Below are 18,475 nucleotides of genomic sequence, written 5' to 3' on the forward strand. Positions count from 1 at the left end.
ACGGATTCACCTCGGTAGGGATTCACGGCGGTACGGATTCACCTCCGTACGTTCTACGAGGCGAGGTTCACCCGCACCTCGACGTTCCCCCGGATCGCCTTCGAGTAAGGGCACCGCCCGTGCGCCGCGTCGGCCAGGCGACGGGCCTCGTCGGCTTCGAGTCCGGGAAGTTCGACGGTGAGGACGACCGACAGATGGAATCCGCTCGCCTCCTTGTGGAGCGCCACCTCGGCGACGACCGTGTCGTCCGTCAGCGTGACCTTGGATTCGCGCGCGGAGACCCGGAGCGCGCTGTGGAAGCAGGCGGCGTAGCCGGCGGCGAAGAGCTGCTCGGGGTTGCTCGCGGTGCCGGACCCTCCCACGGCCTTGGGGCTCGACAGCGGAAGGTCGAGCAGCCCGTCGGAGGAACGCACGGCGCCGTTGCGCCCGTCTCCGGTGGAGGTGACCTCGGCGGTGTAGACGACGGCCATTTCGTCATGCCTTTCGACATCGGGAAAGGGGAATTCCCTCAGTCTCGGGTGCCGGCGAATTCCGGACGCTACGGATGTCCGCAGTCCCTTCCCTCGCTCGCCGGAATAGCGTGGAAAGCATCACAGACCGTTGGACACGAGGGAGTTGGCCATGGCGGGACCGCTGACCGGAGTGCGCGTACTGGAATTCGCGGGCTCGGCACCGACGGCGTTCGTCGGAACCATCCTCTCGGGGCTCGGTGCCGATGTCGTACGGGTCGACCGGGCACCCGGAAGGGCCGCCGGCCCCGACGGACCGCGCCCCGCGGAGAACCCGCTCTCCCGCGGCCGCCGCTCGGTCGCCCTCGACCTCAAGAGCCCCGAGGGTGTCGAGCAGGCCCTGTCGCTCGTCGAGCACGCGGACATCCTGGTCGAGGGCTTCCGCCCCGGCGTCGCCGACCGGCTCGGCATCGGGCCGGAGGCGGCCCACGCCCGCAACCCCCGCCTGGTGTACGGGCGGGTCAGCGGCTGGGGCCAGCAGGGCGAGTGGGCCGGCCGCGCCGCCCACGACCTGGCGGTCCTGGCCCTGACCGGGGCCCTGGACGTCGACCCGGCCACCGGGGACCCGGTGCTGCCGCCGACCGCGTACCTCTCCAGCTTCGCCGGCGGCGCCAACGCCCATGTGCAGGGGCTGCTCGCCGCGCTCCACGAGCGGGAGCGCTCGGGCCGCGGCCAGGTCGTCGACACCGCGCTCGCGGACGGCGCCGCCCTGATCTCCACACTCATCCACCAGTGGCGCGAGGTCCCCGGCAACCACACCGTCACCGACGCCCCGCACTACTCGCTCTACCGGGCCGCCGACGGCCGTCACCTCGCGGTCGCCGCCATCGAACCCCGGCTCTACCAGAACCTTCTGGAGCAGCTGGGACTCACGGACACCGGCACCCTCCCCGAGGACGGCGCCCTCCCGGACCGCTCCGACCCGGCGGCCTGGCCCGCGCTGCGCGAGCTGATCGCGGCCCGTTTCGCGACCCGGGACCGCGAGCACTGGGTGAAGCTCTTCGACGCCGTGGACGCGGGCGTGGCCCCGGTCCTCACGGCCGCGGAGGCCGCCGCGCACCACCAACTCGCCGCCCGCGGGGCCTTCGTGGCGATCGGCGCCAGCGCCACCCTCCAGCCCGCCCCGCCCTCCCGCTTCGACCGCACCCCCGCAGAGGCTCCGGGCCGCGCACCCCTCCCCGGCGAGCACACGGAGGAAGTCCTCGCCGAGTGGCGGGGGTGAGCCCGGCCGGGTGCCGGGGCGGACGACCGCCCCGGCACCCGGAGCGCACCTCGCCCACGGCCGGTGTCGCTACGACTCCAGATAGCGGAGCACCGCGAGGATCCGCCGGCTGTAGCCGGTCGTGTGGGTCAGCTCCAGCTTGTCGAAGACGGCGTTGAGGTTCTTCTCCACCGAACTCAGCGAGATGTGCAGCTTCTGCGCGATGGCCGCGTTGGTGTGCCCCTCCGCGAGCGCCTCCAGGACCGTCCGCTCCCGGGGCGTCAGCCGCGCGAGCGGATCCCCGTGGGTGGTCCGGACGACCAACTGCCGTACGACCTCCGGGTCGATGGCGGCGCCGCCGGCGTGGATCCGCTCCAGCGCGTCGAGGAACTCCTCGACCTGGGCCACCCGGTCCTTGAGGAGATAGCCGACCCGCTCCGCGTTGGATGCGAGGAGCTTGGCCGCGTAATGGCGCTCGATGTGCTGCGAGAGCACGAGCACGCCCACCTCCGGCCGGCGCTCGCGGATCTCGACGGCCGCCCGCAGCCCCTCGTCCGTATGGGTCGGGGGCATCCGGATGTCGACGACGACGACGTCCGGCCGCCGCTCCTCGACCTCCTTGAGCAGCGTCACCGCGTCCCCCAGCGCCGCCAGGACCTCGTGGCCCTCCTCGGCGAGCAGCCTGACCAGGCCCTCACGCAGCAGGGTCGAGTCCTCGGCAAGGATTACGCGCACGGCAGCTCCGCGGTGATGGTGGTCGGTCCCCCGAGGGGGCTGTGGATGTGCAGCACGCCGTCGAGGGCGGCCACCCGGCTGCGCAGTCCGGTCAGCCCGCTGCCGGTCTCGCTCGCGCCGCCCGTGCCGTCGTCCTCGACCCGTACGGTGAGCCGCGCCCCGTCCAGGGCCACGGTCACCGCGATCGCCGAGGCCGAGGAGTGCTTGGCCGCGTTCGTCACGGACTCCGACACCACGAAGTAGGCGGCCGTCTCGACCGGCCGGGGCAGCGGCGCGGCGACCTCGAACCGGGTCCGCAGCGGGATGCCGCTCCGCTCGGCGACTCCGCCGATCGCCTCTTCGAGCCCGAGGCTGTCGAGCGCCGACGGGTACACCCGCCATGCCACCTCGCGCAGTTCGGTCAGCACGCCCTGGGACTCCTCGTGCGCCTGGAGCAGCAGCGCGTCGGCCTGTTCGGGACGGCGGCCGCGGCGGGCCCGCCCGATCAGCATCGCCAGCGCCACCAGGCGCTGCTGGACCCCGTCGTGGAGATCTCGCTCGATGCGCCGTCGCTCGGCGTCCACGGCCTCGACGACGGCGGCCCGGCTGGCGGCGAGTTCGGCGATACGACGCCGGAGCAGTTCCCGCTCGGAGGGACCGAAGCACTCACGGGCGGTACGGGCGTCGAGCGCGGCCAGCGAGTACAGGCCCTGGACGTCGAGGAAGAGCAGCACGCCGCCGAGCAGGACCTGGGTGAGCAGTTCGTCCCAGTCGAGCGTGCCCCGCCCCACGCCGTACGCCAGGATTCCGGCCAGGACGGCGCCGAGGACGAGCAGCGCGAGCACGACCGCGCAGAGCAGTCCCGTATAGCTGCGGACGGCGAGGTAGCGCAGGATCTTCCGGTCCGAGGCCTCGTAGTGCTCGGGGAAGAGGTCGCCGAAGAAGGCGGAGCGGCGGACCCGTTCGACGGTGACCAGGCGCCGGGCGCCGGCCATCAGGACCTCCAGGGCACCGGCGCGGGTGCGCGGCCAGAGCAGGAACGGGCCGAGGGCCGTACCGACGACGAGGAAGTGGAGGGCGCCGAGCAACGCGGTCGCGCAACCGATGAGGGTCCCGAGGCCGCGACGGGGCCAGGACGGGACGGTCGTACGGGTGACGGGTCCGTCCGCACCCGCGTCGTTCCCGGTACTCGCCGACTCCCCGTCCCCGTGCACGGGGCCCGAGACTAATGCGCCCGCACAGCCCGGGCAAGATCGCCAGGACTGTGCGGGCGGTGCCGTGTCGGTGGGGCGGGAGTCGCGGGTCACGACGCGCGCCGGTGCTGGGCGGCCCGGCCGCGGCCGCGCAGCCGGACCGCCACATAGGCCACGACGGCGACGACGACCATGACGAGCACCGCCTTCGACAGGACACCCACGTACGTCTCCACCACGTCCCACCGGTCGCCCAGCCAGTAACCGGCCACCACGAGGACGCTGTTCCAGATGAGGCTGCCGAGCGTGGTGAGCATGATGAAGAGCGGCATCGGCATCCGCTCGACACCGGCGGGCACCGAGATCAGGCTCCGGAAGATCGGCACCATCCGCCCGAGGAAGACGGCCTTGGTGCCGTGCCTGGCGAACCACTCCTCGGTACGGACCAGGTCCGAGGGCTTCACCAGGGGCAGCTTCCGCCAGATCGCGTGCATCCGGTCCCGGCCGAAGAGCACCCCGATCCAGTAGAGCGCCACCGCTCCCACCACCGAGCCGAGCGTCGTCCAGAACAGCGCCGAGGCCAGGCTCAGCACCCCCTGTCCGGCGGCGAAACCGGTCAGCGGCAGGATCACCTCGCTGGGCAGCGGCGGGAAGAGGTTCTCCAGGGCGATGGCGAGGCCGGCTCCGGGGCCGCCCATCGTGTCGACGAGGCCGGCGGCCCAGCCGGCGACGCCGTCGGCGGGCTGCCGGGCGATCGCCATGGTCGTGAGGTCGAGGTGCATGACAGGACTCCAAGCAGGCCGGGAGGGTGCGGGGCGGGTGCCCCGCTCTTCTCCCTCGAACCTAGGAACCGCAGCTCAGCGCTGGTATGAGGGTTCCCGCCCCACCCGGTGCGGTTCTCCGTACGACCGACCCTGCGGAAAACCGCAGGGTCACGGCTGCGCGGCCCGGCTCCCGGCGGGCGGCCCGGCCTCCTGGTCCGGCCTCCTGGTTCGGCTCCTCGATCAGGCTCCTCGATCCGGCTCCCTGGTCCGGCTCCCTGGTCCGGCTCCCCGGCCTCGGCTCCCCTGTCCGGCCGGAGGCTCTCCGGGGACCGCCTACCCTTGGACGCATGACGAGCAGCAGCGACCGGAGCACCGCAGTGAGCGTTGACGGCACCAAGACCTATGAGATCCGCACCTACGGGTGCCAGATGAACGTCCACGACTCCGAGCGGCTCTCCGGTCTGCTGGAAGAGGCGGGTTACGTCAAGGCCCCCAAGGGCTCCGACGGGGACGCCGACGTCGTCGTCTTCAACACCTGCGCGGTCCGCGAGAACGCCGACAACAAGCTGTACGGCAACCTCGGCCGGCTCGCCCCGATGAAGACCACGCGCCCCGGCATGCAGATCGCCGTCGGCGGCTGTCTCGCGCAGAAGGACCGCGAGACGATCGTCTCGAAGGCCCCCTGGGTCGACGTGGTCTTCGGCACGCACAACATCGGCAAGCTGCCCGTCCTCCTGGAGCGCGCCCGCGTGCAGGAGGAGGCGCAGATCGAGATCGCCGAGTCGCTCGAGGCCTTCCCTTCGACGCTGCCGACCCGCCGCGAGTCCGCGTACGCCGCCTGGGTCTCGATCTCCGTCGGCTGCAACAACACCTGCACCTTCTGCATCGTCCCCGCCCTGCGCGGCAAGGAGGAGGACCGCCGCCCCGGCGACATCCTCGCCGAGATCGAGGCGCTCGTCGCCGAGGGCGTCTCCGAGATCACCCTGCTCGGCCAGAACGTGAACGCGTACGGCTCCGACCTCGGCGACCGCGAGGCCTTCTCCAAGCTGCTGCGCGCCTGCGGACAGATCGAGGGCCTGGAGCGGGTCCGCTTCACCTCCCCGCACCCCCGCGACTTCACCGACGACGTGATCGCGGCGATGGCCGAGACGCCGAACGTGATGCCGCAGCTCCACATGCCGATGCAGTCGGGCTCGGACTCGATCCTCCGGGCGATGCGCCGCTCGTACCGGCAGGAGCGTTTCCTCGGGATCATCGAGAAGGTCCGCGAGGCCATCCCGCACGCCGCCATCTCCACCGACATCATCGTGGGCTTCCCCGGCGAGACCGAGGAGGACTTCGAGCAGACCATGCACGCCGTGCGCGAGGCCCGCTTCGCGAACGCCTTCACCTTCCAGTACTCCAAGCGCCCCGGGACCCCGGCGGCCGACATGGAGAACCAGATCCCCAAGGAGGTCGTGCAGGCCCGCTACCTGCGGCTCGTCGCCCTCCAGGAGGAGATCTCCTGGGAGGAGAACAAGAAGCAGGTCGGCCGCACCCTGGAGGTCATGGTCGCCGAGGGCGAGGGCCGCAAGGACGGCGCCACCGACCGCCTCTCGGGCCGCGCCCCCGACAACCGGCTCGTCCACTTCACCAAGCCGGACGAGGACGTCCGCCCCGGCGACGTCGTGACCGTCGAGATCACGTACGCCGCCCCGCACCACCTGCTCGCCGAGGGCCCCGTCGCGGCGGTGCGCCGCACCCGCGCCGGCGACGCCTGGGAGAAGCGCACCACCACGGCCGCCGCGAAGCCGGCGGGCGTGCTGCTCGGGCTGCCGAAGATCGGGGTCCCGGAGCCGCTCCCGGCGGCCGAGGTCCCGGTCTGCGGGAGCCACTGACACCCGTTCGTACCCGTGGGGGGAACGCATGGAGAAGTGGATCGTCTACGCGCAGTACGGGTCGGGTGACTCCTACTTCACCGAGGTGGTCTCCCGGGTGACCGGCACCCGGGAGGACGCCCGGGAGGCGCTGCTCGCCGCCACCAGGACGTACCGCGAGCCCATGCGGGAGAAGTGGCGCGAGGTCTACCGCATGCCGGGCGGCGACAGCTGCCTGGTGATCGTCAAGGGCGCGGTGACGCTGTCCGAGATCACGATGGGCATCGCCGAGCTGGTCCACGACTCGAAGGCCGGGGCGCCCGACTAGCGGCGCGCCGGGGCGGACGGCGTGTCAGGAGGCCCGGCTCCGTGGGCGGGGCGCAGTAGGCTGCCGATCATGCTTGTCGCCGCCGCCGTCTGCCCCTGCCCGCCGCTCCTCGTGCCCGAGGTCGCGACCGGAGCCGCCCTCGAGCTGGACGCCGCGCGGGCGGCCTGTACCGATGTCGTCGGGCTGCTCGCCGCGGCGCGCCCCGACCGGCTGTACGTCGTCGGGCCGGCCGACGAGGGCGCCCACGGCGTCTTCCCGGCGGGTTCGACCGGCTCCTTCGCGGGCTTCGGCGTCGATCTCTCCGTACGCCTCGGCGACTCCGTACCTCCGGGCGGGGTACCTGCCACTCCGGGCGGGGGAACGGCCGACGACGGCGGGGGCCGGCCCGCCGCCGACCGCCCCCTGCCCGCCTCCCTCGCCGTCGGCGCCTGGCTCCTCGGCCGGGCCGCGTGGGCCGACGCGCCGATCGAGGGCCTGGGCGTCGACCCGACGGCGACGCCGGACGTCTGCGCCGGGATCGGCCGCGGCCTCGCCGACTCGGCCGAGCGGGTCGCCCTCCTGGTGATGGGCGACGGCAGCGCCTGCCGGACCGTGAAGGCCCCGGGCTACCTCGACGAGCGGGCCGCCGGCTTCGACGCGGAGGCCGCCCGCGCCCTCGGCACGGCCGACGCGGCCGCGCTGCTCGCCCTGGAACCGGAGCTCGCGTACGAGCTGAAGGCGGCCGGCCGGGCCCCCTGGCAGGTCCTCGCGGGCGCCGCGGAGGGTGCGGACCTCGACGGGCGGCTGCTCTTCGAGGACGCCCCGTACGGCGTGGGGTATTTCGTGGCCGCCTGGTCCTGAGGCCCCGGCACACAGACCTGCGGAAACGGCGGACGGCCGCGGAGCGAGGTGCTCCGCGGCCGTCCGCCGTGCGGAGGGACTGTCGGTGACGCCGGACGTCAGGCGCTCGGCGGCGGCGTCGTGCCGCCACTGCCGGGGGTGGGGCCGGACCCGGGGGTGGGGCCGGACCCGGCAGTGCCGGGGAAGGGGCCGGTCCCCGGGGTGGGGCCGGTCCCGGGAGTGCCTCCGCTGCCCGGCGTGCCGTCGTCCTTGTGACCGATCCGGTCCAGTGCGTCCTTGGCCTTGTCCGTACCGGAATGGATCTTGTCGCTGTACTTGCCCTTGGTCTTCTCGTCGACCAGCTTCGCGGCCTTCTCGATGCCGTGATCGATCTTGCCCCCGTGCTGCTGCGCGAGGTCGGCGACCTTGTCCTTGGCCGGGGCGAGCTTTGCCTTCAGCGAATCCAGGAGACCCATGGGGCACCTTCCCTCCGAGGACCCCGAGGAGTCCGTGTTCCGTGTGCTGCCTACTTACGGGCGCCTTCGCCGGCCTCGTTGTCCGCGGCGGCCTCGGCGGACTGCTGCTTCGGGATCTCCACGACGTCCACGGCCTCCGAGGCGACCGCTCCGGGCTCCACCTCGTCCGCGTCGACACCGTCCGCCTTCGCGGTCGCGGCCTTCGCCGTGTCGACCCCGGATGCGGTCGCGGTCTCCGGGGCGTCCGTCCCGGCCTCCGTCCCGGCCTCCGTCTCCGTGTCGCCGCCCGCCGCCGGAGCGACGGCCCCGGTCTCCGTCTCCTCCGACGAAACCGCGGCCGCATCCTTCTTCTTACGGCGAAACATTGCAAAAACGCCCATATTCACTCCATAGCGTACTCGGATGGGAGGGATTCCGTGATGATCGACGGCCGGAACCTCGCAACAGGCAACGAAGCCGGATGAGCCCCGTCACGTAGCTCATTCGGGGACGGGCCGGGAGGTTTGCGAGACTGGTGCGGTGAGAAGCGCAGCTCCCGCCCCGCGGGTCATCGCCGTTGTCGGCCCCACAGCGGCCGGAAAGTCCGATCTGGGTGTATTCCTGGCTCAGCAGCTCGGGGGCGAGGTCGTCAACGCAGACTCCATGCAGCTCTACCGGGGGATGGACATCGGGACCGCCAAACTGACGCCGGAGGAACGCGGCGGTGTTCCGCACCACCTCCTCGACATCTGGGACGTGACCGAGGCCGCCAGCGTCGCCGAGTACCAGCGGCTCGCCCGCGCCGAGATCGACCGGCTGCTCGCCGCCGGCCGCACCCCCGTCCTCGTCGGCGGCTCCGGTCTGTACGTACGGGGTGCCGTCGACGCCCTCGAGTTCCCCGGCACCGACCCCGCCGTCCGGGCCCGGCTCGAGGCCGAGCTCGAGGAGCGCGGCCCCGGCGTCCTGCACGCCCGGCTCGCCGAAGCGGACCCCGAGGCGGCCCGCGCGATCCTGCCCAGCAACGGGCGCCGTATCGTCCGCGCCCTCGAGGTGATCGAGATCACCGGCAAGCCCTTCACCGCCAACCTGCCGGGTCCCGACTCCGTCTACGACACCGTCCAGATCGGTGTCGACGTGGGCCGCCCCGAGCTCGACGAGCGGATCACCACGCGCGTGGACCGGATGTGGGAGGCCGGCCTCGTCGACGAGGTGCGCACCTTGGAGGCCCAGGGCCTGCGCGAGGGGCGCACCGCGGCCCGCGCCCTCGGCTACCAGCAGGTCCTCGCCGCGCTCGCGGGGGAGTGCACCGATGACGAGGCGCGCGCCGAGACCGTGCGCGCCACCAAGCGCTTCGCCCGCCGCCAGGACTCGTGGTTCCGCCGTGACCCGCGTGTCCACTGGCTCAGCGGAGCCGCCGATCACCGGGGGGAACTCCCGGGGCAGGCGCTCTCGTTGGTCGAACGAGCGGTTACAGCCTGATCACGTGATGGCATCGGGACGCCCTGCCCGTCATTTCGGCGGTCAGGAGCGTGCCATCATCGAGCATCGATCGACCAAGTGGAGTCCGAGTGGGGAGGGCGCGTGGCGATGGAGGCCGGCCCTCGCGACAGAGAACAGCACGAATCGGCGCTCGGTGACCCGACGGGTGACACACCGGGCCGTCCGACCGGCGACCTGCCGGTCGGTGCCCCGGGGCTGACCCCAGACGGCCCCGACGACGCGGTGGGAACCGCCGTCGAGGTGGACGCCGACGAGGTCGAGGTCGAACTGCGTCCCCAGCGCCGACTGCGGATCTGGCAGCTCGCCCCGATCGTGGGTCTCGCGGCCGTCGGCTCGCTGATGTTCGCGTTCCCGCTCGCCTTCGGCTCGGGGGACGGCGGCGCCGTCCTCGCCATGCTGGGCCTGCTGATCAGCTTCTGCGCGGCGGGCTGGGGCATGATGGCCGCCCGCAAGGTCGGCTACACCTGGCCGGGCCTCCCGCAGCGCGGCTCGGGCGAGCGCCCGAACTGGCGTTACCTCGCGCTGTACGCGACGACGATCGCAGCGCTGGTCGCCCTCGCGGTCTGGCGCGTCGCCCGCCTGCGCTGACCGTACGGCGGGGCCACGGTCTCCTGCCGACGGCTCCGTACGACCCTCCGGGCTCCACCGCGCGCGTACCGACCGACGCCGGCCTTCTCGTACTGGCCGACGCCGACCGTCTCGTACCGACCGCCCTGTGGACGACCGGGCGGCCTGTCGGGGCCACCCCGTACAGTTGATCTCGTGACCAGCGCGCAGACCTCAGCACTTCCGCCCCTCCGGTTCCTCAAGGGCCACGGCACCGAGAACGACTTCGTGATCGTCCCCGACGCGGAGAACGCCGTGGACCTGCCCGCGGCCGCCGTCGCGCGCCTCTGCGACCGACGGGCCGGCATCGGTGGCGACGGGCTGCTGCACGTCGTGCGCAGCGCCGCCCACCCCGAGGCCCGGCACATGGCCGAAGAGGCCGAGTGGTTCATGGACTACCGGAACGCCGACGGCTCGGTCGCCGAGATGTGCGGGAACGGGGTCCGGGTCTTCGCCCGTTACCTGGAGCACGCCGGGCACGTCACCGCCGGCGAGGTCGCCGTCGCCACCCGCGGCGGGATCAAGCGCGTCCACCTCGACAAGGACGGCTCCGTCACCGTCGCCATGGGGCGCGCGGTCCTCCCCGAGGCCGGCGTCACCGTCACCGTCGACGGCCGCAGCTGGCCCGCGCGCAACGTGAACATGGGAAATCCGCACGCGGTCGCCTTCGTCGAGGACCTCGACCACGCGGGCAACCTGTTCACCGAGCCGCCGTACGCTCCGGCCGAGGTCTACCCGGACGGGGTGAACATCGAGTTCGTCGCCGACCGGGGCCCCCGCCACGTCGCCATGCGGGTCCACGAGCGCGGCGCCGCCGAGACCCGCTCCTGCGGCACGGGCGCGTGCGCCGTCGCCGTCGCCACCGCCCGCCGGGACGGTGCCGACCCCGCCGAGAGCGGCACCCCCGTCACGTACACCGTCGACGTGCTCGGCGGGACGCTGGTCATCACCGAGCACCCCGACGGGCAGATCGACATGACGGGCCCCGCCGTGATCGTCGCCGAGGGCACCGTCGACCCCGCCTGGCTCGGCTGAGGCCGAGCTCCGCAGCGGCGCGGGAATCGAAGGAAGCGACGGAATCGAAACAGTCAACGACTGATTTGTCGCTCGAATGGGTGATCCGTTTCACGCTGAGCGAGAGGGCGACTGCGCCACGTGGTGGGGTCGGTAGCATCAAGCACCGGCCCCCCGGGTACGCCTGGCCCGCCCACCGCCGGTCGACGTTGCCGGAGGTGCCCCATGAGCGCAGAGGCCACCAACCCTGTGAGCCCGGCGGAAGCCGCCGTCACCGATGCGACCGCCCGCAGACGCGGACGTGCCCGAATCGACCTGCGCCGGATCGGCCGCGCCGCGCTGCTCGGCGCCACCGCAGGACCGGCCCCCCGTGACCGGCTGCCCGACGCGATCAGTCATGTCGCCGAGGCGCACCGCGCCCACCATCCCGAGGCCGACCTCTCGGTGCTGCGCCGGGCGTACGTCCTCGCGGAGTCCTCGCACCGCGGCCAGTTCCGCAAGAGCGGCGAGCCGTACATCACCCACCCGCTCGCGGTGACGCTGATCCTCGCCGAACTCGGCGCGGAGACCACCACCCTGACCGCGTCCCTCCTCCACGACACCGTCGAGGACACGGATGTGACGCTCGATCAGGTGCGTCGGGAGTTCGGTGACGAGGTCGCCTACCTCGTCGACGGCGTCACCAAGGTGGAGAAGATCGACTACGGCGCCGCCGCCGAGCCGGAGACCTTCCGCAAGATGCTCGTCGCCACCGGCAACGACGTCCGGGTGATGTCGATCAAGCTCGCCGACCGGCTCCACAACATGCGCACGCTCGGGGTGATGCGGCCCGAGAAGCAGGCGAGGATCGCCAAGGTCACCCGGGACGTGCTCATCCCGCTGGCCGAACGGCTCGGGGTCCAGGCCCTCAAGACCGAGCTGGAGGACCTCGTCTTCGCCATCCTCCACCCCGAGGAGTACGAGAACACCCGCGCGCTCATCGCCGGGAACCCGCACGCGGGCGACGCGCTCGGCGCCGTCGCCGAGCAGGTCTCGGCGGTCCTCCGCGAGGCGGACATCGGCGCCGAAGTCCTCGTCCGCCCCCGGCACTTCGTCTCCGTCCACCGCAGCCGCCTCAAGCGCGGCGAGCTGCGCGGCTGCGACTTCGGGCGGCTCCTCGTCCTGGTCTCCGAGGACGCCGACTGCTACGCGGTCCTCGGCGAGCTCCACACCTGTTTCACCCCGGTGATCTCCGAGTTCAAGGACTTCATCGCGGCCCCCAAGTTCAACCTGTACCAGTCCCTGCACACCGCCGTCGCGGCCCCCGACGGCGCCGTGGCCGAGGTCCTCATCCGCACCCACCGGATGCACACGGTCGCGGAGGCGGGGGTCGTCGCCCTGGGCAACCCGCACGTGGGGCAGGAGACGACGGGGCAGCCGGGCGGCACCCCGGACGGAGACGCCCAGGCCGCCGCGGCCTCCTCGGCGCCGGCGCACACCGGCCGTCCGGGAACCACCACCCCACGGGACACCGCCGCACACGCCACGTCCGCCGCACAGGCCAACCGCGCCACGCCTGCCGCCCGCGCCACATCGGCCACATCGGCCACGTCGGGAGGGTCCGGCGCACCAGCCGCACCCGACGCACCAGCCAAACCCGACGCCCCCGCCACCGTCGACACCCCGGCCGCCGAGGACGGCGAGCGCGTCGACCCCACCCGCCCCGGCTGGCTCTCCCGGCTCCTCGACTGGCAGCAGGCCGCCCCCGACCCGGACACCTTCTGGACCTCGCTCCGCGCCGACCTCGCCGAGGACGACGAGATCACCGTCTTCCGCGCCGACGGGAGCACCCCCGGAACGATCAGCCTCCCGGCCGGAGCCAGCTGCGTCGACGCCGCCTACGCCCAGCACGGCGAAGCCGCCCACGCCTGTCTCGGCGCGCGCGTCAACGGGCGCCTCGCGCCCCTCAGCACCGTCCTCGGCGACGGGGACACCGTCCAGCTGCTGCTCGCCCAGGACACCGTCTCCGGGCCGTCCCCGGAATGGCTCGACCACGCCCGTACCCCCGCGGCCCGGATCGCGATCACCGGCTGGCTCCAGGCCCATCCGGAGAGCGCCGCGCCGCCCGTCGCCACGACCGGCCCCCGGCCCCAGTCCGGCGTCACCGCCGACCACCGCTCCGGCGCGGAACTCCACGCCGACCTGGAGGGCGAGCCCCGTGCCTCCGTCCGGCCGGCCGGCTGCTGCACCCCCGTACCGCCGGACAAGATCACCGGATTCCGGGTCCGCGGCGGATCCGTCACCGTCCACCGGAACGGCTGCGCGGCCGTCGACACCATGCGCCGGCTCGGCCGCGATCCCGTCGCCGTCCGCTGGGGCGACACCACCCACGGCCGGGTCACCCTCGTCGCGGAGTCCTTCGGCCGACCAGGTCTCCTCGCCGACCTCACCGAGGCCATCGCCGTCGCCGGGGCCGCCGTCGTCTCCGCGACCGTCGAGCCGCCCAGCGAGCAGCGGGTCCGCCACACGTACACCCTCCACCTGCCCGACGTGGCCCGGCTCGCCGCCCTCATGCGGGCCATGCGGGACGTGCCCGGGGTGTACGACGTGAGCCGCGCCCGCCACCGCTCCCCGGAGCCCCGCCGGGCCTGACGGGCCGGGCCTGATTCGCCGGGGACGGCGCGGCGCCGCGAGGCGTCGGCCCGGCGCGGCATGGGACCCGGTCGTGTCCCCCTTCGAGTGGCGGGCGAGCGCGCCGCCCGGGGGAGCGGGCGCGGCCCTGGTAGCCGTAGGGCCAGTCCTCCGGAAAGGCCTGGCCCATGCCGCTCGTCCGAACGCCCCTGCCCCGCGCGCGGTGGCTCCGCTCCGCCGTCCTGGTCGCCGCCTCGGCCGGGCTCGTCGCCGCCGCGCTGCCCGCCCCGGCGCCGCTGGGCATCGGGGACCCGCTCTTCCCCCACCTCGGCAATCCCGGTTACGACGTCCTCTCGTACGCCGTCGACCTCACCTACCCCGGGGTCAACACCGCACCACTGGCCGCCGTGACCCGGATCGACGCGCTCGCCACCGACGACCTGGAGCGGTTCAACCTCGACTTCACCCACGGCACGGTCTCCGCCGTCACCGTCGACGGTCTGGCCGCCACGTACGCCACCAGCGGCGAGGACCTGGTCGTCACACCCGCGGTGCCGATCGACGAGGGCGAGTCGATCGAGATCACCGTCACGCACACCAGCGACCCGAGCGGTCCCGCCGACACCGGCGGCTGGGTCCGTACCAGCGACGGTCTCGCCATGGCCAACCAGGCCGACGCCGCCCACCGGGTCTTCCCGTCCAACGACCACCCGTCGGACAAGGCGTACTTCACCTTCCGCGTGACCGCCCCCAGCGAGCTCACCGCCGTCGCCAACGGCCTGCCCACCGGCCGGATCACCCGGGGCGGCACGACGACGTGGACGTACCGCACCAGCCACCCCATGGCCACCGAGCTCGCCCAGGTGTCCATCGGCCGCTCCACCGTCGTGCACCGGTCAGGCCCGCACGGCCTGCCCGTACGGGACGTGGTGCGCACCGCCGACCGGGAGCTGATGGAGCCCTGGCTCCGCAGGACCCCCGGCCACCTGGAGTGGATGGAGCGGAAGGTCGGCCCGTACCCCTTCGAGACGTACGGGGTGCTCATCGCGGACGCCACCACGGGTTTCGAGCTGGAGACCCAGACCCTGTCGCTCTTCGAGCGCCGCCTCTTCACCGAGCCGGGCTACCCGGAGTGGTACGTCGACTCCGTCATGGTGCACGAGCTGGCCCACCAGTGGTTCGGCGACAGCGTCTCGCCGCGGACCTGGTCCGACCTGTGGCTCAACGAGGGGCACGCCAGCTGGTACGAGGCGCTGTACGCCGACGAGACCGCGGGCAAGTCCCTGGAGCGGCGCATGAAGGCCGCCTACGCCGCCTCCGACGGGTGGAGGGCCGACGGCGGCCCGCCGGCCGCCCCCGAGCCGCCCTCGCCCGGCCACAAGATCAGCCTCTTCCGGCCCGTGGTCTACGACGGCAGCGCCCTCGTCCTGTACGCGCTCCGCCAGGAGATCGGCACCGAGGCCTTCGGGCGTCTGGAGCGGCGCTGGGTCGCCGACCACCGGGACGGCACCGCCACCACCGCCGACTTCGTCGCCCTGGCCGGTGAGATCGCCGGACGCGACCTGACCGCCTTCTTCCGCGGCTGGCTGTACGAGGCGAAGACCCCGGCCATGCCCGGCCACCCGGACTGGCGCAGTCGCCCGGCCGAGGCCGCCGCCCGGACCGCCCCGAAACCCGGATGACCGCCCCGAAAACCCGGATGCCCCCCGAAAACCCGGATGACCGCACCGCCCCGAAACCCGGATGACGGGCCCCGCCGGGGCGTGTCACCATCTTCAGGTCGGCAACGCGGCCGACGGTCCGGGAATCTTCCCGGACCCTCACGCGTTGTGACGGCATAAGACTCATCGCTCCATGGCGCGCCGAAACCGGTGCCGCTGTGGAAGCAATCGACGTAAGGATCAAATGACCTCCTCTTCTTCCCCTTCCCAGGACGAGCAGAGCTTCGCGGAGACGAGCCGTACCGAGAGCCTTCGGGCCGATGCCCTGATGGAAGAGGACGTCGCCTGGAGCCACGAGATCGACGGAGAGCGGGACGGCGACCAGTTCGACCGCTCCGAGCGCGCGGCCCTGCGCCGTGTCGTGGGCCTCTCCACCGAGCTCGAGGACGTCACCGAGGTCGAGTACCGCCAGCTGCGCCTGGAGCGCGTGGTACTGGTCGGTGTCTGGACCTCCGGGACCGTCCAGGACGCGGAGAACTCCCTCGCGGAACTCGCGGCCCTCGCCGAGACGGCGGGCGCCCTCGTGCTCGACGGCGTGATCCAGCGCCGTGACAAGCCGGACCCGGCGACCTTCATCGGCTCCGGCAAGGCGCGCGAACTGCGCGACATCGTGGTCGAGACCGGCGCCGACACCGTCGTCTGCGACGGCGAGCTCAGCCCCGGCCAGCTCATCGCCCTCGAAGACGTCGTCAAGGTCAAGGTGGTCGACCGGACTGCCCTGATCCTCGACATCTTCGCCCAGCACGCCAAGTCCCGAGAGGGCAAGGCGCAGGTCGCGCTCGCGCAGATGCAGTACATGCTGCCGCGCCTCCGTGGCTGGGGTCAGTCGCTGTCCCGTCAGATGGGTGGCGGCGGCGGTGGCGGCATGGCCACCCGTGGTCCCGGTGAGACCAAGATCGAGACCGACCGGCGTCGTATCCGCGAGAAGATGGCGAAGATGCGCCGGGAGATCGCGGAGATGAAGACCGGCCGCGACATCAAGCGGCAGGAGCGGCGCCGCAACAAGGTGCCGTCGGTCGCCATCGCCGGATACACGAACGCCGGCAAGTCCTCCCTGCTCAACCGCCTCACCGGCGCGGGCGTGCTCGTGGAGAACTCCCTGTTCGCCACGCTCGACCCGACCGTCCGCCGGGCCGAGACGCCCACCGGCCGGGTCTACACCCTGGCCGACACCGTCGGCTTCGTCCGGCACCTGCCGCACCACCTGGTCGAGGCGTTCCGCTCCACCATGGAGGAGGTCGGCGACTCCGACCTCATCCTGCACGTGGTGGACGGCTCGCACCCGGCGCCGGAGGAGCAGCTGGCCGCCGTGCGCGAGGTCTTCCGGGACGTCGGCGCGGTGAACGTGCCGGAGATCGTCGTCATCAACAAGGCCGACGCCGCGGACCCGCTGGTGATCCAGCGACTGCTGCGGATGGAGAAGCACTCCATCGTGGTCTCGGCCCGTTCGGGCCAGGGCATGCAGGAGCTGCTCGCGCTCATCGACTCCGAGCTGCCGCGCCCGCGGGTCGAGCTCGAAGCCCTCGTGCCGTACACGCAGGGCGGTCTCGTCTCGCGGGTGCACGCCGAGGGCGAGGTCGAGTCCGAGGAGCACACCCCGGAGGGCACCCTGCTCAAGGCCCGGGTGCACGAGGAACTGGCGGCGATGCTCGCGCCGTACGTTCCCGCAGCGCACTGACCTGACGCACGACGAAGGCGTTGACCTGACGTACGACGAAGGCGCCGACCTGACGCACGATGAAGGCGCCGGCCTCCTCCCGAGAGGGAGGGGACCGGCGCCTTCTGTCGTGACGGTGGGTGTCGTGACGGGACGGGTCAGCGTGCGTACTTCTTGCTGACCATCTCGTGGGCCGCCTTCGCGCCCCGGCCCAACTGCGGTCCGGCGAGCCAGCCGTTGCTGCCGGCCGGGCCGATCGAGGTGTTCGACACGAGCGCCGTCTTCCCGTTCGGCAGCACGCGGAACCAGCCGCCGCCGGACGAACCCGCGGTCATCGTGCAGCCGATCCGGTACATCACCGGGGTGGCGGGCGCCGTGGTCATGCGCGTCGCCCGGTCCAGGCACTTGTGCATGATCACGCCGTTGTACGGGGCGGCCTGCGGGTATCCCCAGGCGCCGATCGTGCCGGACTGCGCGGGCGCGGGAGCGGAGAAGTCGACCGGCAGCGCGGCGCCGACGGTCTCCTCCAGGGACTTGCCGCCCCGCTGCGGCTGCACGTGCAGGACGGCGTAGTCGTACGGCCAGGCCTGGTTGGTGCCACCGGACTTGATCCACTCACCCGAGGTCACGGCCCAGTCGGCCCAGTACTGGCCGTACGGGTAGATCTCGTGCGCCTGCGCGTTGTTGAGCGCGGAGGGGGACTTGCCCAGGTCGTTGAAGGCCGGGACGAAGGTGATGTTGCGGTACCAGCCGCCCTTCTTGCCCGCGTGGACGCAGTGGCCGGCCGTCCAGACCAGGTTGGACCTACCGGGCCGGCGCGGGTCCTTCACGATGGTGCCGGAGCAGACCATGTGGCCCTGCGGCGAGTCGAAGAAGATCTTCCCGACCGGGGCCGCGTTGCGGTGGTACGGGGTCTTCTCGCGCTGCGCCCTGACGGGGCGGGGCGTCGGGTCGGTGCCGCCGCCTCCGGCCTGCGCGGTGATCGTGGGGTCGGGGCTCTTGGCGGACTGCATCCGCGCCGGGTCCCAGAGCCCGTCGATGACCGGGTTGACGAAGTCCTCGGCCTCACGCAGCCAGGTGTTCGTGTCCCAGTTCTTCCAGTCGCCGTCCTTCCACTTGTCCAGGTCGACGCCGTGCTTCTTCAGCTTGTCGGCGAGGTCCTTGGTGAGGTCGGCGCCACCGTCTCCGGTGGCCGCGTCGTCGGTGCCCGACGCGGAACTGCTCGCTCCGGCGGCCGGCTTGTCGGCCGCCGGGGTCTCGGTGGGGCCGCAGGCCGTGGCGGTCAGCGCGAGCGCGGTGACCAGGCCGAGGGCGGCGGGTAGGAGTCGTACGGAGCGCATGTGGTGAATTCCCCCTGAGATGATTCCCGCGCCCGGTGAGCGGCCGCGTTTCCGGCGCGTTCCTCGCCTTGACGTTGCCATGGACGCGTCACTTGCGGTGCACAGTATGCCGGTTGGGCAAACGGTTGAGCGAAGGGCGGACCAGGGGCTCTCCGTGTCCGGGTGAAGCCCCTTGGGGGCGGGCATGG

17 protein-coding genes are annotated in these 18,475 nt (G+C 72.7%); 10 read left to right on the forward strand and 7 right to left on the reverse strand.

Translation table 11 applies throughout. The features are described from left to right. Positions 1-53: 53 nt before the first annotated feature. On the reverse strand, positions 54-470 hold the full coding sequence (locus E0F75_RS32560) for an organic hydroperoxide resistance protein (RefSeq protein WP_229314559.1): 417 nt from the start codon (positions 468-470) through the stop codon (positions 54-56). Positions 471-621: 151 nt separating this feature from the next. On the opposite strand from E0F75_RS32560, the gene E0F75_RS32565 reads away from it, so the two are divergent. Then, on the forward strand, positions 622-1,731 hold the full coding sequence (locus E0F75_RS32565) for a CaiB/BaiF CoA-transferase family protein (protein ID WP_229314560.1): 1,110 nt from the start codon (positions 622-624) through the stop codon (positions 1,729-1,731). 69 nt (positions 1,732-1,800) lie between these two features. On the opposite strand, the gene E0F75_RS32570 is transcribed toward E0F75_RS32565, so the two are convergent. From E0F75_RS32570 to E0F75_RS32580, 3 genes are all read right to left on the reverse strand, one after another. Then, positions 1,801-2,445, reverse strand: a complete 645-nt coding sequence (locus tag E0F75_RS32570) for a response regulator transcription factor (RefSeq protein WP_229314561.1) — start codon at positions 2,443-2,445, stop codon at positions 1,801-1,803. Continuing rightward, positions 2,436-3,530 carry a histidine kinase gene (locus E0F75_RS32575; RefSeq protein ID WP_229314627.1) on the reverse strand — a complete coding sequence of 365 codons (1,095 nt, stop codon included), beginning with the start codon at positions 3,528-3,530 and terminating at the stop codon, positions 2,436-2,438. The genes E0F75_RS32570 and E0F75_RS32575 overlap by 10 nt, the downstream gene beginning before the upstream one ends. A gap of 197 nt (positions 3,531-3,727) precedes the next feature. After that, a complete protein-coding gene (locus E0F75_RS32580) occupies positions 3,728-4,399 on the reverse strand; it encodes a DedA family protein (RefSeq protein ID WP_229314562.1) in 672 nt (223 codons plus the stop codon). A gap of 329 nt (positions 4,400-4,728) precedes the next feature. Here E0F75_RS32580 and miaB point away from each other — a divergent pair, with 329 nt between their 5' ends. The 3 genes from miaB to E0F75_RS32595 all read left to right on the forward strand — a co-directional run bounded on the left by miaB (position 4,729) and on the right by E0F75_RS32595 (position 7,405). Continuing rightward, positions 4,729-6,258, forward strand: coding sequence for a tRNA (N6-isopentenyl adenosine(37)-C2)-methylthiotransferase MiaB (miaB, locus tag E0F75_RS32585; protein WP_229314563.1), 1,530 nt, complete (start codon positions 4,729-4,731; stop codon positions 6,256-6,258). Positions 6,259-6,286: 28 nt separating this feature from the next. After that, complete coding sequence (locus E0F75_RS32590) at positions 6,287-6,565, forward strand: hypothetical protein (RefSeq protein ID WP_229314564.1); 279 nt, start codon at positions 6,287-6,289, stop codon at positions 6,563-6,565. Positions 6,566-6,634: 69 nt separating this feature from the next. After that, positions 6,635-7,405 (forward strand): class III extradiol dioxygenase subunit B-like domain-containing protein, encoded by a 771-nt coding sequence (locus E0F75_RS32595; protein ID WP_229314565.1) that lies wholly within the window; start codon positions 6,635-6,637, stop codon positions 7,403-7,405. Between the two features lie 98 nt (positions 7,406-7,503). On the opposite strand, the gene E0F75_RS32600 is transcribed toward E0F75_RS32595, so the two are convergent. Then, positions 7,504-7,860, reverse strand: a complete 357-nt coding sequence (locus E0F75_RS32600; RefSeq protein WP_229314566.1) for an antitoxin — start codon at positions 7,858-7,860, stop codon at positions 7,504-7,506. A 50-nt stretch (positions 7,861-7,910) separates the two neighbouring features. Continuing rightward, entirely contained in the window at positions 7,911-8,225 is a 315-nt protein-coding gene (locus E0F75_RS32605) for a hypothetical protein (protein ID WP_229314567.1), read from the reverse strand. 154 nt (positions 8,226-8,379) lie between these two features. Here E0F75_RS32605 and miaA point away from each other — a divergent pair, with 154 nt between their 5' ends. The 6 genes from miaA (at position 8,380) to hflX (ending at position 16,968) form a co-directional block, all read left to right on the forward strand. Continuing rightward, entirely contained in the window at positions 8,380-9,318 is a 939-nt protein-coding gene (gene miaA, locus E0F75_RS32610; protein ID WP_229314568.1) for a tRNA (adenosine(37)-N6)-dimethylallyltransferase MiaA, read from the forward strand. A gap of 108 nt (positions 9,319-9,426) precedes the next feature. Beyond that, a complete protein-coding gene (locus E0F75_RS32615) occupies positions 9,427-9,927 on the forward strand; it encodes a hypothetical protein (protein ID WP_229314628.1) in 501 nt (166 codons plus the stop codon). A gap of 174 nt (positions 9,928-10,101) precedes the next feature. Beyond that, entirely contained in the window at positions 10,102-10,980 is an 879-nt protein-coding gene (gene dapF / locus E0F75_RS32620; protein WP_229314569.1) for a diaminopimelate epimerase, read from the forward strand. A gap of 204 nt (positions 10,981-11,184) precedes the next feature. Then, positions 11,185-13,590, forward strand: a complete 2,406-nt coding sequence (locus E0F75_RS32625; RefSeq protein ID WP_229314570.1) for a bifunctional (p)ppGpp synthetase/guanosine-3',5'-bis(diphosphate) 3'-pyrophosphohydrolase — start codon at positions 11,185-11,187, stop codon at positions 13,588-13,590. 167 nt (positions 13,591-13,757) lie between these two features. Further along, the gene (locus tag E0F75_RS32630) at positions 13,758-15,251 is read left to right on the forward strand and encodes a M1 family metallopeptidase (RefSeq protein ID WP_229314571.1); all 1,494 of its coding nucleotides are present in this window, start codon (positions 13,758-13,760) and stop codon (positions 15,249-15,251) included. Between the two features lie 223 nt (positions 15,252-15,474). Then, a complete protein-coding gene (gene hflX, locus E0F75_RS32635; RefSeq protein ID WP_229314572.1) occupies positions 15,475-16,968 on the forward strand; it encodes a GTPase HflX in 1,494 nt (497 codons plus the stop codon). 137 nt (positions 16,969-17,105) lie between these two features. Here hflX and E0F75_RS32640 read toward each other — a convergent pair whose 3' ends face one another. Continuing rightward, positions 17,106-18,287, reverse strand: coding sequence for a serine protease (locus E0F75_RS32640; RefSeq protein ID WP_229314573.1), 1,182 nt, complete (start codon positions 18,285-18,287; stop codon positions 17,106-17,108). Positions 18,288-18,475 lie beyond the last annotated feature (188 nt).

This window comes from Streptomyces sp. CB02980, from assembly GCF_014451325.2.
In the GTDB taxonomy this organism is placed as follows: Bacteria; Actinomycetota; Actinomycetes; order Streptomycetales; family Streptomycetaceae; genus Streptomyces.